The organism is Rothia sp. HMSC061E04 (assembly GCF_001813685.1).
Taxonomy (GTDB): domain Bacteria; phylum Actinomycetota; class Actinomycetes; order Actinomycetales; family Micrococcaceae; genus Rothia; species Rothia mucilaginosa.
Genome location: NZ_KV813705.1, coordinates 194394 through 210549, shown reverse-complemented (window position 1 = coordinate 210549; position 16156 = coordinate 194394). Strand labels below are relative to the sequence as shown.

The following is a 16156-nucleotide window of genomic DNA, read 5'->3' as shown; positions in this document are numbered from 1 at the left end:
ACAGATCATGCCCTAACCCGAGTGCGAGTTAGGGCATGATGCCTCATCCATCTGAGGGCTTAAAGGTTGTCACCATTAGAATTGCCGCCATTACCGGAGTTACCGGAATTGCCAGCATTACCATCGTTAGCGGCACCACCGCTGGCACCACCATTAGCGCCGCCATTCTGCGGCTGAGCCGATGCCTGAGCCTCGTACTCATCCTGAATAGTCAAAGTCCAGTCATTATCGTGGCGCACACCGGTAATCACCAGACCGCGCTCAGTACGGCGCACCTTCTCAGACATCTCCGCAGGAGCACCGTCAATCACCACGGTCGGACCCAAATCAATCACCAGATCAAAGGTCCACTGCACGCTCTTCTTCACCAGCGCAGGAACCGCAGTGAACGCAGACATGGTCACCTTCGGCGACACAAACCAATCACGATTCTGCGAGCTCTCATTCGACTCATCCATAAACGAAGAGAACGAAGCAACGAACTTCTCATCAGCCTTCGACTCACGCAGCGGAGCCGCATCACCGGTCAGCACCAGGTAGTTAATCGCCGCATACACGAACGCAATCGAATCGTACAGACCCTGCACCGAGTTCTCCGAAGCGCTCGCCGGGCGCTTAGGGAACGGCACGTTCTGAGCGGGTGCAGACTCGGTCGCCGGAACGAAAGTGCCCTTCTTCTCGTAGTTATCGAAGGTTACCTCGCCGCTAAAATCAGTACGCGAAGAAGCCGAAGGGGAAATCTGAGGGGTATCCGCATCAGCGTCCTCACTGGTGGACGAAGAACCACCGCACGCAACCAGTAGGGCGCTCAACGACACGCCTGCAACGCCTGCACCGGCGTAACGCAGAGCAGAACGGCGGCTGATGCCGGTAGCGGAACTATCAGAAAGCCCAGAGGTCAAAGAGAAAAGCGCCACGGAGTACCTTTCGAGTGAGAATCTCAGGTGAGAGACGAGTGAGAGTGCGCCTCGACGAGCGGATATCACACGCGGATATCCCTTAGAGACAGTCCTAAGTATAACGCGCCCCCGCCTTCACACCCGTGCGTACCAGCGCTCAAACGAGCGTGATATGCCGCCCATCAGCGAACTTACCGCAAGCAGCGGCACCAGTACACCGAGGGGGTACAGGGCACAGTGAAGGAGAGGACGCGTTCAACGTCTATAGGGGTTGTTTATAGGGATTGTCTATAGGGGAGGGGCTACTGGGCGCCCCCGGCGGGAGCAGCATCTGCACCGGCGGCACCATTCTGAGCGGCACCGGGCTCAGGAGCACCGGGAGCTACACTCGGCTGAGCCGTCGTAGCGGCAGGCTGAGTCGCCACAGTCTGCGCGGGAGCCGCAGGCGCCTGGGTAGCGGCAGGCTGAGGAGCCTGAACCGCGCCACCCTGACCAGCAGAACCCTGACCGACACCACCATTCTGGGATCCAGTGTACTGACGGGAACCGTTCTGGGCGGCAGGAGCCTGCGCACCACCGTTCTGCGCGGCACCATTCTGAGCAGTGCCCTGAGCCGCGCCGTTACCCGAAGTATTCGCACCGGCGTTCGCGCCAGCATTAGCCGCCACGGTGCTGTCATCAGTCACCGTCGGGGTATAGGTCGAGGAAGGATGCGCACGCGGAGTCTGCGTCGGCTTCGGGGTCAACGCGGGATCGTACTGCTGAGGCGAGATGACGACCCAGCGTTTCGCCTCCTCATCGTACTCAGCGTAGAGAGCCTTAATCTCCTGTGCCTCAGTGTCTTCCAGAGGCTTGGTCGTATTAGTCGCCTTCTCAACCTGCATACCGTGCGCCTGAGTTACGGTGCACGCCCACGCATACTTAGTGCCGCGGGTCGTCGGCTGCTTATCGGTCAGACGGAACGTCCACTCGCCGCCCACCAGCCAGTTCGTGCCGGTCGCGTAGAACACACGCAGCTTCTCCAGCGCCGCACGGTTGGTAGAGTTCTGAGCCTGAACCACCTGCAGAGCAGGACCGGGGTCACCGGTCATGCGGGCATAGTTCACCGCCGCCGCAAAATACGCGAAAGTGGCGCGCAGACCGCGGGCGTTCTTGTCGTACATGCTCTCATCCTCAATCGGGATGGGCACGGCACTCGCCTTAGAATCAACGCTTGCCGGGCCGGCAGTCGGCTCAATCGTGTACACCTGACCGGTTTCCGGGTCGGTGCTGCTCATCGGGGCCGCACCGTTGCCCGCAATGTACTTAGTCCACTTCAGCTCGCCCGACAGATTGTCGTAGGCACCCGCAATCGAAGCGGAAGCAGTGGGGGAGGCAGTCGCCTCCTCAGTCTTTTTGGAACCGCAAGCGGCAAGCATCGCACCCAGGGCGGCGGTGCCCGTAAGCGCAATAAAGTGGCGGCGGCTGTGAATCATAGTGATCCCCTTGAATGTGCTGTGATGCGGAAGTATCGGTGATAAGTGAAGAGCTCACGCTCCAATTCTCAGCCTAACATCACGCCCCTACAGGAGGGCGCGAAGCAGTCACCCGCAGGGCGGGTAGACGCGTATTGAGGCGAAAATGGGCGGACCTCATCTAGCCCTAGCCTATAGATTTCACGCGTGGCACACAAATAAAAGCCCTCATCCGTGCCTCATATCACCCAATATGACGGGTTCTTTGAGGCACGGATGTAAAGAAGCTTTAGGCTGAGCCTCGAATATAACGAGTCGCCTTAGAAGAGGTGCTCTCATTCGGGGTCGGGTGCGCACTCGGAATATTCGCGGACGGTTCAGCGGTAGCCGCAGGGGTAGCGGTAGTACTCGGGGAAGACTTTGGATCCTCCAGCATCTGCCAGCCCTCTTCACCAAAGTAGACGTACGCATCCGCCTTCTGATTGCTGCCGTAGATGCCGGTGAGCTGCTCACGCTGACAGGTCTCATGATTGAACAGGAACGCGTTCTCGTCCACCTTCAGGGTTGCCTTCCAGCAGTAGACGTCCTGCTCGGTAGCGGGCACCGGCTGCGGGGAGCTCAGGTTAATGCACATGGGGTGGTTGTTCTTAGAGACCAGCCAGCCGATGTTGTAGCGGTAGATATCGCGGTACATCTGCGCCATCTGACTAAAGTGCTCCTGGCCGGGCAGACCCATGAAAGGATCGGTATCGCCGGTGAGGAGCATATAGTTCTGCGCCGCACCCCAGTACTGCAGGAAGGCGTGCAGGCCCTCGACGGTGCGCTCTTTAGCTTCCGGGGGTATGGTGGGGCGGGGGACATTGACGGCTCGATGGATCAGGGTGCCGTTCGAGAAATTCCCGGAACGCTCAAAGAACTGATCCGGCAGAAGAGCCGGTCCGCGACCATCCAGAGCCGATGCGGGCAGGGGCTCGGTGTGCGTAATGCTACGCGTGGTGGTTGCAGATTTGGTCTGGGGGCTCTGAGAATCAGCCTTAGCAGGGGAAGGGTTAGCGAGTGGTTGAGGGCGAGAAACTGCGCTGGGACTGCAGGCGCTTGTGAGTGCACTCAACGCTGCTCCGGAAGAAAGAGCAAGAAGATGGCGACGTGACAGCGAACCGAACATACGCAACCTTTCGCAAGAGTAAAGACGGGCAGGCAGTAACGGGTAGCTCGGATGCAGTGAACCTCAACGGCAGTTGATTGCAGTTGTGTGAGGGGTCGGCGAGCGTTCCCGATGGGGGGTGGCATACCGCAGTGAGTACGGATGCGATAGAAAGGGCAGGTCAGAAGCCTCCTGAGGATTCGGTGTGGGTTATGACCTGCCTGGTTGTCGTGCTCAATGATTCTAAGCGTACTTTCAGGCCCGCAATGACCATATCTGCGCTTAAAGGTAAAAAGTTATCAAATCTTAATATTTGCCCGTTTTATGTGGGTTATAAAACGTACCAATGTGTTCCGGATAACCGCATTGAAATGTGCTGATTTCCTGCGGAAAATCAAGGATTTTCTCACCTGTTCTTCTTGTGAATAAATCATAAATTGGAGTTGTTGCACCATGTTTGCAAGTAGTATCTCAACCTCTTCAGGTTGTCCAAACACCTATCAAAAACACCTCAATATGAGCCCCCAAACAACCCGTAGCCGTAACGCGCCCACCGCAACGCCCACACATGGCATGAAGCAGGTGCACCCTATGGGACAATAGCGCTGTGACTACCACCGACTATGCGCAGCTCAAAGCAGCTCGCGAACTGCTCACTCGAATCCCCCTTCCGCTCGACGTAGAAGCCGACGAAACCCCCGGCACCCCCTACACCGTCGCCCACGACGGCACCGCCGAGCACGGCACCGCCACCGCGCGCACCCTACTCGCCGCCATGGCACGCCAACTCGATGACTACATCCTGCCGCGCAGCGCCAGCGTCGACAACCCCCTCACCATCGTGGTCGGAGGCTCCACCGGCGCCGGCAAATCCACCCTCGTCAACACCCTGCTCGGCGAACCGCTCACCCAGTCAGGCGCGATTCGACCCACCACCCGCCACCCCGTACTCCTGCACCGCGCAGAAGATGAAGCGGCGCTATCACCCGAACGCTTCCTGCCCACCCTGCCGCGCACCCGCACCTCCGGCATGAACGCCGGATCGCAGGCACTACCCGGCCTCGACCCGAAGATTGCGCGCGCCCTCATTCCTATTACTACCTCGGCGCTACCGCAGGGCATCGCACTCATCGACGCACCCGATATCGACTCCGTCTCCGAGGAAAACCGCACCCTCGCCAAGGAACTGCTCTCCGCCGCAGACCTGTGGCTCTTCGTCACCACCGCCAACCGCTACGCCGACGCCGTGCCCTGGGAACTGCTCCACGAAGCAGCCGCACGCTCCATCGCCATCGCTGTGGTGCTCAACCGCGTGCCCGAAGGCGACGAAGAAGCCATCGAAAACGACCTGCGACGCATGCTCGACGAAGCCGGAATCCACGCCGTACTGATTCACACCGTCACCGAACAGCCGCGTGACGAAAGCGGCATGCTCGCCCCCGTCAGCCTCGCCCCGCTGACCCTGTGGATTCGCGAACTCGGCGCCGACGCACCCGCCCGCGCCGCCATCGCCCGGCAGACCCTCGCCGGTGCCGTCGAAACCCTCGCCGGGAACCTGCAGGTGCTCGCCGCCGAACAGGCACGCCAGCAGGTGGCACACCAGTCGCTTGCCACCATCGCCGCCGAAGAATACGAGGACGCACTGACCACCATCGACGGCGCGCTCTCCGACGGCTCGCTGCTACGCGGCGAAGTGCTCTCGCGCTGGCACGACTTCGTAGGAACCGGCGACTTCTTCCGCTCCCTCGACAGCACCATCGGCCGCCTGCGCGACCGCGTCGGCTCTGCCCTGCGAGGCCAGCCGGCCGCCGCCCAGAAGGTAGAAGACGCCCTCGAAAGCGGCATCCACGCCGTCGTGCTGGATGCGGCCGCCCGCGCCTCCGAAAACACCCGCACCCGCTGGCGTGCCAGCCGCGCCGGACGCTCCCTGCTGGCGCGCCTTGATGCGCCGCAGGCTGTTTCTGTTGCGCCGCAGACTGCCTCCGCCGCACCCGAACAGAACGCAGGCATAAACGGTGAGGCGAAGGGCAACGAAGCGAAGGGTGACGAGGCGAAGAGTGAAGTGCAGTCCGCCGAGGACATCTTCTCCGCAGCCGTTGCCGAGCAGATTCGCCTCTGGCAGGGTTCCGTCCTCGAAATGATCCGCGAAGAAGGTGCCGACAAGCGCAAACGTGCCCGCTTCCTCTCCTTGGGCGTGAACGCCGCCGCCGTGATGCTCATGGTCGCCGCGTTCAGCCTCACCGGCGGCATCACCGGTATTGAGGCGGGTATTGCCGGCGGTAGCGGCGTGGTCGGCACCAAGCTGCTCGAGTCCATCTTCGGTGAAGACGCGGTGCGCCGCATGGCAACCCGCGCCCGCACCGACCTGCTCGAACGCATGGCGGATCTGCTCACCGAGCACGCTCAGCCCTTCACCGCCGTACTGGAAGAAACCGACCCGCAGGCTGACGCCGAGGACATTCACCGCGCCGCCGAGCAGGTGCAGGCAATCGCCGCAGAAATGAGCGCCCAGAGTCAAACCACACAGCGCCAAGCCGCAGCCCACACTAACGGCACGGTTGCCCGCTAAACCACTCCGGACAGGCACCCCCGCACCACAGACGAAGAAAAACGCACTATGACTACTCCCGAGAAGAAACTCGAGAACACACTCGAGAACAAAGCCGCTGAGCGCCATACCGAGCGAGGCGCCACCCCCGCCGTGGCAACCTCGCCCTTCGCGCGCTCCGTCGCATCCCTGAAGGACGCCATCAGCTACGGTGAAGGACGAGTCCCCGAAACTGTGCTGCTCGACGCCGCCGAAACCCTCGAACGCCTCAGCCAGCGCCGCGAACTCTCCACCGAACACACCGTCATCGGCTTCTTCGGCGCGACCGGCAGCGGCAAATCCACGCTCTTCAACGCCATCGCCGGGCAGAACATTGCCCTCTCCGCGCCCACACGCCCGACCACCTCCACCGTGCAGGCGGCAATCTGGGAAGCAGAAGGCAGCGAAGAGCTACTTGACTGGCTCGGTATCGACAAGCGCGTCTACCCGCAAACTCAGGCGCTCGCCGCCGAAGGAGAGGCAACCGAGGGTAATAAGGCAACCGGGGGAGTGGCTGCACCCAATACCGTCACCGAACCGGCGCCCGGACTCTTCAACCGCATCCGCCGAGCCGTCGGTGGACGCGGCGAAATGCGCACCCGCACCGGCGGCCTCATCCTGCTGGACATGCCCGACTTCGACTCTGTCACCACCGCCAACCGCGACCTCGCCGCCCGCATGATGCGCTACGTGGACGTACTCGTCTGGGTTGTCGACCCCCAAAAATACGCCGACGCCGTCATCCACCGCGACTTCATGGTGCCGCTTGCCGCCTCCGGCGCGCAGGCACTCTGCGTGCTCAACCAGGCGGATAAACTCGCACCCGCCGAGGTGCCCGCCGTGCTCGCATCCCTCACCCGTCTGCTCCAGGCTGAGGGCACCGAATCGCACCTGCTCGCCGCACCCATCGCCGTCTCCGCACGAACCGGTGAGGGCGTGGACGTGCTCCGCGACCTGCTCGCCCAGGTAGCCGCCGCCAAGAGCCTGTCCCTGCAGCGAACCGACGCGCAGCTGCACGCCACCGCCTCCCAACTGCGCACCTACGCCGGGGGAGAAGGGACCGTGCTCGCCGGAGCCTACGCCCTCGAAGCGGAACAGAAGCTCGTGAAGGCATGCTACACCTCCAGCCAGGCAGAGCAGGTTTTGCAGGCGGCAACCGCCTCCTACCGTCGCGCCGCGGGTCAGCACACCGGCTGGATCCTAACCCGCTGGATGAGCCGCCTGAAAGCTGACCCCCTGCGCCGCCTACACCTGGGGCAGCAAGAGGAAACGAAGAGCATGTCTAAGGCTGAGAAGTCCGCGGGTATGCTCGGTTCCGATAGCGAGAACGCACCCGAGCTGGTGGCATCCTCACTACCTCCGCTGAGCGCCGCGCAGAAGGCACGCATGGCAAACGCCGTGCGCCAATACAGCAAGCAGATGGCGGCCCGCATCGACGAACCGTGGAAGCGCAGCATGAAGGAAGCCGCCCTCTCCCGCGAGGCGGAGCTTCCCGAACTGCTCGAACGCGATATGGTGCGCATCGACTACGGTCTGGGCCGCATCCGCGCCCCCTGGGTCATCTTCAATGCCCTGCAGTGGATCGCGCTACTGAGCGCCCTGGTAGGCGTCGGCTGGCTGACCCTCATCTCCGGCATGGCGTACCTGCAGATTCAACTGCCGCCCGCCCCGACCCCCGAAGGCTCCCCGGTGCCCCTGCCAACCCTGCTTCTGCTGCTGGGTATCCTGCTTGGTATCGCCTCGGCGGGTGTGGGCAGGCTACTTACCGCCATGGGCTCACGCTACTACTCACGTAAGCTGCGGGGTCGCCTGCAGACCGGCGTGGAGAAGGCGGTGCAGTCCTGCGTGGTCGCCCCGGTACAGCTGGAAGCTAAGCGCCTCACCTCCTACCGCAAGGCGCTGGACATTTAGCGAACTAGTATCTGAGAAGCCGCATCAGGCTGAGAGCGCACAAAAGAATCCCTCCCCACCTCAATCGAGGCGGGGAGGGATTCTTGTCATTAAAACTATCTATAACAGAGCCTTAACTTTCCTCAGCATCCGATGCCGAGTGAGAGGCAGAGAGCTCACGCAAACCGTCAGTAATCGCCTGAGCAGCCTTGACGACCATCTCAGGGTAGTTGCGGTTCGGCTGGCGGGTCATACGATCCATCGGACCCGAGATGGACACAGCCGCAATCACCTTGCCACCGGGAGCGCGCACCGGAGCGGACACCGAGGCGGTACCGCGCTCGCGCTCACCCACGGACTGCGCCCAACCGATGCGGCGCACAGCCGCGAGCATGGCGGCGCTGAAGTGGGCGTCGCGCAGGCCTTCAACAATGCGGTTCTGGTCTTCCCAAGCCAGTAGAACCTGGGCGGCGGAACCAGCCTGCATGGACAGCTGGGTACCGACCGGGATGGATTCGTGCATGCCGGAGGGGCGTGCCGCGGTTGCCGCGCATACACGCCAGTCGCCCTGGCGGCGGTACAGCTGGGTGGACTCGTCAGCTTCGAGGCTGAGCTTCTGCAGAATCGGGTCTGCCACGGTGATGAGCTCATCGGAAATGGTGGCAGATGCGAGTTCGGTCAGGCGGGGTCCGAGCATGAAGCGTCCCTGCACGTCGCGGGCTACGAGGCGGTGGTGAGCCAGCGCCACGGCGAGGCGGTGCGCGGTGGGGCGTGCCAGACCGGTTGCCTTGACGAGGTCGCCCAGGGATACCGGGCCTGCCTCGAGGCAGTCAAGGATGAGGGTCGCCTTGTCGAGTACGCCAACGCCGGAGGAGCCGTGGGAGTGTACCTCTACCATCTGCTCGTCGGCGGCCATGTGTTCGGGCGGCTTGACGGGATCGACAATCGGTGCGTTGTGGTGTGTGGATGCGTTGGGGTGACGCATTCCGTGTGCGTTAAAACGTGAGGCGGAAGGAGTCATTCTTATATTCTATCTCAGAATATGAAAGATACCCCGGACTTCGTGGACTCTTTGGGGTGCAGAGCTGAAGATGGAATCACCCCCTACGGGATAAATTATGAATTTTTCATAATAAGTGTTTATGTGGGTTTACGGGTGAAAATGTGCGAAAAAGCCGTAGGAAAATGCGTGCAATCCCGCAAAATTACCCTGGAGTCATAGAGTAAACCCACATAAAAACACTCGCTAGTTCGGGGTGTTTCTAGGCCGTCTCACAGGCTAAGAATCTGTGAAAAAATATGCGACACGCCGCAGGGAAATGCCGATTTGAGGGTCCCATAGGGTACATAATCCGCCCCTCAACTCTGCAAACTTGCGGTACGCACCACACCGAACGCATCCACCGTAGGAACGCATCAAGCAGGAGAAAGCATGACTAGCGAACAGAACGCAACCACCGCGGGCACCCGTCCGCGCACCCTGGCAGAAAAAGTCTGGGACGCACACGTCGTCGTCCCCGGTGAAAACGGCAAGCCCGACCTGCTCTACATCGACCTGCAGCTACTGCACGAAGTGACCTCCCCCCAGGCATTCGAAGGCCTGCGCATCGAGAACCGCCCCCTGCGCCGCCTCGACCTGACCATCGCCACCGAGGATCACAACACCCCCACCGACAACATCTTCGGCACCATCGCCGACCTGACCAGCCGTACCCAGATCGAGACCCTGCGCCGCAACGCCAAGGAATTCGGCGTGCGCATCCACTCCCTCGGTGACGAGGAACAGGGCATCGTGCACGTGGTCGGCCCGCAGCTGGGTCTGACCATGCCCGGCATGACCATCGTCTGCGGTGACTCCCACACCTCCACCCACGGTGCGTTCGGCGCTCTCGCGTTCGGTATCGGCACCTCCGAGGTGGAGCACGTCATGGCAACCCAGACCCTGCCCCTGGCACGCTTCAAGACCATGGCAATCAACGTTGAAGGCACCCTCAAGCCCGGCGTGACCGCAAAGGACATCATCCTCGCTGTCATCGCGCAGATTGGTACCGGCGGCGGTCAGGGCTACGTGCTCGAATACCGCGGTTCCGCAATCCGCTCCCTCTCTATGGAGGGCCGCATGACCATGTGCAACATGTCCATCGAGGCGGGCGCACGCGCCGGCATGGTCGCCCCCGACGAGATCACCTTCGAGTACATCAAGGGTCGCCAGCACGCGCCCAAGGGTGAAGAGTGGGACAAGGCAGTCGAGTACTGGAAGACCCTTCCCACCGACGAAGGCGCCGTTTTCGACAAGGAAATCTTCATCAACGCTGACGAGCTCGAACCCTTCGTCACCTGGGGCACCAACCCCGGTCAGGGTATTCCGCTGAGCCACGCCGTTCCCTCCCCGGATGACTTCGAGGACGAGAACGACAAGGTCGCAGCAGAACGCGCCCTCGAATACATGGGCTTGGATGCGGGCACCCCCATGAAGGAAATCCCCGTGGACGTCGTCTTCCTGGGCTCCTGCACCAACTCCCGCATCGAGGACCTGCGCGCCGCGGCGGACATCGTGCGTGGCCGCGCCATCGCCGAGAACGTACGCATGATGGTCGTGCCCGGCTCCCAGAAGGTCCGCGCGCAGGCAGAAGCAGAAGGCCTGGACAAGGTCTTCAAGGAGTTCGGTGCCGACTGGCGCTTCGCCGGCTGCTCCATGTGCCTGGGCATGAACCCCGACCAGCTGGCACCCGGTGAGCGTTGCGCCTCCACCTCGAACCGTAACTTTGAGGGCCGCCAGGGCAAGGGTGGCCGCACCCATCTGGTCTCCCCGGTGGTTGCCGCCGCAACCGCTGTGCGCGGTACCCTGTCCGCCCCGTCCGACGTCGTGGCCTAGCACGCCGCTATAGCTAAGGAGCCATTATGGAACCCATTATTAAGCACACCGGCATTGGCGTGCCGCTGCGTTCTTCGAATGTTGACACCGACCAGATCATCCCCGCCGTCTACCTCAAGCGAGTGACCAAGACCGGCTTCGACGACGCCCTCTTCGCTAACTGGCGTAAGGACCCCGAATTCATCCTGAACCAGGAGCCCTACAAGCACGGTAGCGTGCTGGTCGCGGGCCCGGACTTCGGTACCGGTTCTTCCCGTGAGCACGCCGTGTGGGCGCTGCGCGACTACGGTTTCAAGGTCGTTATCTCTGCTCGTTTTGCCGATATTTTCCGCGGCAACTCCGGTAAGCAGGGCCTGGTCACCGCACAGGTTGCACAGGACGATATCGAGCTGATCTGGAAGGCGCTGGAGCACGAGCCCGGCACCGAAATCACCGTTGACCTGGAGTCCAAGACCGTGACCGTCGGCGCGCTGGTTGTTCCCTTCGAAATTGACGACTACGTGCGTTGGCGCCTCATGGAGGGCCTGGACGATATCGGTCTGACCCTGCAGAACCTCGAGGCTATTGAGGCGTACGAGGCGAAGCGCCCCTCCTGGATGCCCCGCACTCAGGAACTCTAAGCCGAGAGCTCTAAAACCTAGAGGTATAAAGCTTGAAGGCGGCGACTGAATCAGCCGCCGCCTTCAAGCTTGTCTGTAGCCAAAATCTTGGCACGCAGATAAAAGGGCCTTCCCGGAGCATCAGCTTCCGGGGAGGCGTATTTATTCAATGCCTAGAGCTTAGTCGCCCTCAGTGATAGGGGTTTCCAAGGTTGCGTTCTCGGTACAGCTGTACAATGCCGCCGAACCGGGGGAGCGCACACCTGCGGTCGGGTTCGCGTTCTGCGCGGTGGCAAGAGCGAAGTCAGAAACCACCTCGTGGTTAATGTAGCTACCCCCTGCACCGCCGCCACTGCTCAGGGAGCTGATCGAGTAGATGTTGCCTTCGCTTTCGAACTGCATCTGACGGCCGAAAACGCTCTCGTAGTACGCGCCGATAGTCCAGATGTTCAGACCTGCGCCGCCGCCGCCGTAGCCGGCGCCACCACCGGATGCTACGGAAGCGAGGGAGAGCCTGCCGTGGGTGTGGGAGAGCAGGCCGCCCGAGCCGCCCTTACCGCGGTAGGATCCGGTTGCGTCCGCACCGCCGGTACCCTTTTCGCCCTCATGCACGGAGTCACCCCCGTAGAGGTAGTAGCGCGGGAAGCTGTACGATTCGAACCAGGGGTCGGACATTGGCTGGAGGTTCAGCTCGTTGTTCTCATCGAGGATGCCGGCCAGTGCCTCACCGAGGGTGCCGGGTGCGCCGGAGCGACCAGCGGTACCGCCGGTGACCATGAAACGCATATCTAAGGGCTTGTCCTCCTCTTCCAGGGGCTTAAAATCCTGGTAGGGGCTCGCCATGAGCATGCCGCCCTGACCGGTGTTATCGGTGCCCAAGTCACCGCCTGCGCTGCCGCCTGCAGTGGTGGATACGTCACGGCCGTCCAGTGCCACGCGCAGTGCCGGGTTCAGCTGATCCTTGGGCTGTGCGTTGAAGACGTGCTGGTGGGTGGTGAGGGTGCCCAGTTGGGCGCCGCCGCCACCTGCACCCGCAACAGCCACGACGGTGATTGCACCGTCACGGACCAGCTCCACAGCGGAGGAGCCGCCGCCGGAAGCGCCGTAGACGTAGCCGCTACTGGTGCCCACTACCTGCGCGCTGCCGGTTGCGGTGCTGGAACCGGTGGAGTCACCACCGGCTGCGTAGCCTTCGCCGCCGAATGCGGGCTGCGCGCCGGCCCTGGAGCCGACGCCGCCGTTACCCGCCCAGACGCGAAGGATATCTCCGGACTTGACCGTCAGAACGCCGCTGAGATGTGCGCCGGCACCGCCGCCAGCCAGGCATGCGTTCGTGACATTGATCAGGTAGCTGGGGGTGAAGGAAGATGCGGCACCGCCGGCACCTCCCATGAGGTCGAATCGTACTCGACCAACGCCTTCAGGAACGAGCCATTCGGTGTATGCACCAGCTTTGTCGTCGAAGCCGGTTGCGGTCGGCTTGAGGGTGAGGGCGAGGGAACAGGTGAGCTCGCCGCTTGCCGCCCATGCAGGGACGGTGGCGCTGGAGAGGATAACGGGGGTACTCCATGCCGCACCCTGTACGAGGCGACGGCGTGAAATGGCTGATGCAGTGTTGTGATGTGTCATATTGGGCCCTCCGGTAGTTCGCGGATGCAGCCGCGAAGTGACCTGTGGTTGGTTGCGATGTGCCCTGGTTTCTAATTGACTTTCGAATATTTAACGGTGATGTTGAGATGAATTTTTTGAAGTTGAAGTGAATCAGGAAGCTAAACCGTTTTGGTTGGGCACCATCGCAAAGGTTTATGCAGTGAATGCACGCCCCGTGCCTTCCCGTGGGGCTCTATACTGCGTGGTTACAAAGGCGGTGTTGGCGCCAGTGCTGCAGTGTAGAGCTGGTTGGTTTCTCCTTGAGAGTGGAGGCATCGCTCAGCGGGCACGAGTGTGCACGCTATTGTAGGGGAGATATTGCCCTCAAGTGCAAATTCGGATGTTAAAAAATGAAACTAACATCTAATTTTGGTGAAGAATCCAAAAAATGTTTGCATTAGTGTGAATATTGGTGTATCTTTTTGTTTTTCGGCGCTGAATCTGAAGGGTTCAGGTCGGTTTTTCATATACACGGCAGAGCAAAATCCTGGTCGGCCTTTCCGAAGCTTCTTCGTTGTTTGGAGCACCTTTACACAGGGCTTAGAATAATGATGAATATATGCGCCCGTTTCACCCTGCTACCGACAGGGTGCGGCACGTATGAGAACACGGCGCATCAGCACACTGTTAAAGTTAAAGTTCGGCCTAAACCAGCCGACTCCACAAAGGATTTTTAATGACTGAGAACATCAGCAAGCTTCGCATTGAAGGTGGCACTCCGCTCGTTGGTGAGGTCCACGTTCGAGGCGCCAAGAACCTGGTGCCCAAGGCGATGGTCGCAGCACTGCACGGTTCGACCCCCTCGACCCTGCGTAACGTCCCTGACCTGAGCGATGTCGAAATCGTTACCACCCTCGTGGAGCTGCACGGCGCAAAGGTTGACTACGACCGCGAAGCTGGTGTTCTGACCCTCAACCCCGCACAGGATGCAACCACCGCTGCAAAGAACGCAGAGGAGATTCAGCTCTTCGGTGGTAATTCCCGCATCCCGATTCTGATGGTGGGCCCGTTGCTGCACACCCTCGGTACCGCACGCATCCCTAACCTGGGTGGTTGCAAGATCGGTGACCGCCCCATCGACTACCACATGTCTGCACTGCGCAAGTTCGGCGCAGTCGTTGAGAAGGACGACGAAACCGGCACCACCCTGATTGTTCCCGAAGAGGGCCTGAAGGGTGCAGAGATTGTGCTGAACTACCCCTCCGTGGGCGCTACCGAGCAGGTTCTGCTCACCGGTGTGCGCGCTAAGGGTAAGACCGTCCTGCGCAACGCTGCGATTGAGCCCGAAATTATTGACCTGATCGCTGTTCTGCAGAAGATGGGCGCAATCATCTTCATCAATGAGGACCGCACCATCGTCATTGAGGGTGTGGACGAGCTGACCGGTTACGATCACGCGTCCCTGCCCGACCGTAACGAGTCCGCTTCTTGGGCTTCCGCGGCTCTGGCTACCGGCGGCGACATTTTCGTTCGCGGTGCAGCTCAGAAGGATATGACTGCGTTCCTGAACCAGTTCCGCAAGATGGGCGGCCTGTACGAGGTGACCGCTGATGGTATTCGCTTCACCCACCCGGCTCAGCGTATCCCCGGTGCAGAGCTGAAGCCCATCGTTTTTGAGACCAACGTGCACCCCGGCTTCATGACCGACTGGCAGCAGCCCCTCGTGGTGGCGCTGACCCAGGCTAAGGGCGCGTCCATCCTGCACGAGACCGTGTACGAGGAGCGTTTCGGCTTCACCAACGCCCTGAAGCAGATGGGCGCAGATATCGTTGTTATGCGCGATTGCGTGGGCGGAGCACCCTGCCGTTTTGAGGGTAAGGGCTACGGCCACTCCGCTATTATTTCTGGCCCCACCCCGCTGACCGGCGCTGATATTGAGGTTCCGGATCTGCGCGGCGGCTTCTCCCACATCATTGCTGCGCTGGCTGCTAAGGGCACCTCTCACGTGAGCGGTGTTGAGCTGATCGCTCGCGGCTACGAGAACTTCGAGGAGAAGCTCAAGGGCCTGGGTGCCAACTTTGAGGTGCTGGCACGCAAGGCGTCGAAGGCTCCCAAGCCTGATGCTGCAATCGTCGTTGTTGAGCCCGAGGAAGTCGAGGTTCAGGGTTAATGAGCGGACAGCAGGGAAAGCAGGCTCTGCCTGAGATTGAGCCCACCGCCTCCGGTGATGCTCTGTACAAGGTGCTCGGTAACGCTGCGCGCGGGCTGTACAAGCTCATCGCGCGCGTTGAGATTACCGGCCGTGAGAACCTGCCTAAGAGCGGCGGGTACATTATCGTGGCTAACCACACCACCGAGCTTGACCCGGTGACCGTGGCTTTCCCTGCTTTCGTTGAGGGCGCCCTGCCGCGCTTCTTGGCGAAGGATTCGCTGTTCCGCGCTCCCGTGTTCGGCTACATTATGCGTAAGCTCGCGCATATTCCCGTGGTTCGTGGTTCGGTGGATGCGCGTAAGTCCCTGATCACCGCCCGCAAGATTGTTGAGGCTGGCGGTGCTGTCGTGATTTTCCCGGAGGGCACCACCACCCACGATCCGCAGCTGTGGCCCATGCAGGCGCGTACCGGTGCGGCTCGTCTGGCTCTTGCGACCGGCGCGCCCGTCTTCCCGGTGGCGCACTGGGGGGACGAGCAGATTCTCGGTTACGTGGATGAGCTCGGCGAGGACGGCCGCAATAAGGAGAAGCGTAAGATTTCGCTGTTCCCGCGCAAGACCGTCCGCGTGAAGGTTGGCAAGGCATTGGATATTGCCTCCCTCGTTGAGGATGCCAGCCCGGATGCTAAGCACACCCGCACCGAACTGGGCGTGGTCACCGACGCCATGCTGGATGCTATTACCGCCGAGCTGGAGAAAATCCGCGGCGAGAAGGCCCCCGAGGGTCGTTGGAATCCGCGCGCTAAGCGTCGTGAAGCCCCCGGAGCCCCTTCGGGTCCGGTCGGTGGCGCACTCGGTGAACCGGACGAAAAGTAGCATCCCAGCTGGGAATCATATGAGAGCTACCGATAGGTGTCCGATCGGGCACCTAGCGGTAGCTCACCCAAGGACCTCACAAGGAAGAGAG

At 61.3% G+C, this 16156-nt stretch carries 11 protein-coding genes; 6 read left to right on the top strand and 5 right to left on the bottom strand.

All coding sequences use genetic code 11. The features are described 5' to 3' along the window. Window positions 1-59: 59 nt before the first annotated feature. From HMPREF2927_RS06690 to HMPREF2927_RS06680, 3 genes are all read right to left on the bottom strand, one after another. Entirely contained in the window at window positions 60-917 is an 858-nt protein-coding gene (locus HMPREF2927_RS06690) for a DUF6318 family protein (protein ID WP_070686617.1), read from the bottom strand. Between the two features lie 284 nt (window positions 918-1201). Further along, entirely contained in the window at window positions 1202-2374 is a 1173-nt protein-coding gene (locus tag HMPREF2927_RS06685) for a DUF6318 family protein (protein ID WP_070686616.1), read from the bottom strand. A gap of 268 nt (window positions 2375-2642) precedes the next feature. Beyond that, complete coding sequence (locus tag HMPREF2927_RS06680; RefSeq protein ID WP_246827379.1) at window positions 2643-3464, bottom strand: DUF6318 family protein; 822 nt, start codon at window positions 3462-3464, stop codon at window positions 2643-2645. 640 nt (window positions 3465-4104) lie between these two features. Between HMPREF2927_RS06680 and HMPREF2927_RS06675 the strand changes: the two genes are divergently transcribed. Continuing rightward, window positions 4105-6066 (top strand): dynamin family protein, encoded by a 1962-nt coding sequence (locus HMPREF2927_RS06675; RefSeq protein WP_070686612.1) that lies wholly within the window; start codon window positions 4105-4107, stop codon window positions 6064-6066. 48 nt (window positions 6067-6114) lie between these two features. Beyond that, window positions 6115-7995: a GTPase gene (locus tag HMPREF2927_RS06670; protein WP_070686610.1), complete on the top strand. Its 1881-nt coding sequence runs from the start codon at window positions 6115-6117 to the stop codon at window positions 7993-7995. A gap of 112 nt (window positions 7996-8107) precedes the next feature. Here the strand turns inward: HMPREF2927_RS06670 and HMPREF2927_RS06665 are convergent, their stop codons facing one another. Then, window positions 8108-8995 (bottom strand): IclR family transcriptional regulator, encoded by an 888-nt coding sequence (locus HMPREF2927_RS06665; RefSeq protein WP_371441156.1) that lies wholly within the window; start codon window positions 8993-8995, stop codon window positions 8108-8110. Between the two features lie 411 nt (window positions 8996-9406). Here HMPREF2927_RS06665 and leuC point away from each other — a divergent pair, with 411 nt between their 5' ends. Further along, window positions 9407-10849 carry a 3-isopropylmalate dehydratase large subunit gene (gene leuC / locus HMPREF2927_RS06660; protein ID WP_070686608.1) on the top strand — a complete coding sequence of 481 codons (1443 nt, stop codon included), beginning with the start codon at window positions 9407-9409 and terminating at the stop codon, window positions 10847-10849. 26 nt (window positions 10850-10875) lie between these two features. Next, entirely contained in the window at window positions 10876-11469 is a 594-nt protein-coding gene (leuD, locus tag HMPREF2927_RS06655) for a 3-isopropylmalate dehydratase small subunit (protein ID WP_005505627.1), read from the top strand. 159 nt (window positions 11470-11628) lie between these two features. Here leuD and HMPREF2927_RS06650 read toward each other — a convergent pair whose 3' ends face one another. Continuing rightward, the gene (locus HMPREF2927_RS06650; protein ID WP_070686606.1) at window positions 11629-13077 is read right to left on the bottom strand and encodes a transcriptional initiation protein Tat; all 1449 of its coding nucleotides are present in this window, start codon (window positions 13075-13077) and stop codon (window positions 11629-11631) included. 697 nt (window positions 13078-13774) lie between these two features. On the opposite strand from HMPREF2927_RS06650, the gene murA reads away from it, so the two are divergent. Further along, entirely contained in the window at window positions 13775-15208 is a 1434-nt protein-coding gene (gene murA, locus HMPREF2927_RS06645; protein ID WP_070686604.1) for a UDP-N-acetylglucosamine 1-carboxyvinyltransferase, read from the top strand. Beyond that, a complete protein-coding gene (locus HMPREF2927_RS06640) occupies window positions 15208-16065 on the top strand; it encodes a lysophospholipid acyltransferase family protein (RefSeq protein WP_070686602.1) in 858 nt (285 codons plus the stop codon). Before murA ends, HMPREF2927_RS06640 begins: the two co-directional genes overlap by 1 nt. The last annotated feature ends 91 nt before the right edge of the window (window positions 16066-16156 follow it).

Excerpts from the sequence above, each read along its gene's own strand:
- HMPREF2927_RS06685 (WP_070686616.1), bottom strand. The coding sequence starts at position 2,374 with ATGATTCACAGCCGCCGCCACTTTATTGCGCTTACGGGCACCGCCGCC.
- HMPREF2927_RS06670 (WP_070686610.1), top strand. The coding sequence starts at position 6,115 with ATGACTACTCCCGAGAAGAAACTCGAGAACACACTCGAGAACAAAGCC.
- HMPREF2927_RS06665 (WP_371441156.1), bottom strand. The coding sequence starts at position 8,995 with ATGACTCCTTCCGCCTCACGTTTTAACGCACACGGAATGCGTCACCCC.
- leuC (WP_070686608.1), top strand. The coding sequence starts at position 9,407 with ATGACTAGCGAACAGAACGCAACCACCGCGGGCACCCGTCCGCGCACC.
- leuD (WP_005505627.1), top strand. The coding sequence starts at position 10,876 with ATGGAACCCATTATTAAGCACACCGGCATTGGCGTGCCGCTGCGTTCT.
- HMPREF2927_RS06650 (WP_070686606.1), bottom strand. The coding sequence starts at position 13,077 with ATGACACATCACAACACTGCATCAGCCATTTCACGCCGTCGCCTCGTA.
- murA (WP_070686604.1), top strand. The coding sequence starts at position 13,775 with ATGACTGAGAACATCAGCAAGCTTCGCATTGAAGGTGGCACTCCGCTC.
- HMPREF2927_RS06640 (WP_070686602.1), top strand. The coding sequence starts at position 15,208 with ATGAGCGGACAGCAGGGAAAGCAGGCTCTGCCTGAGATTGAGCCCACC.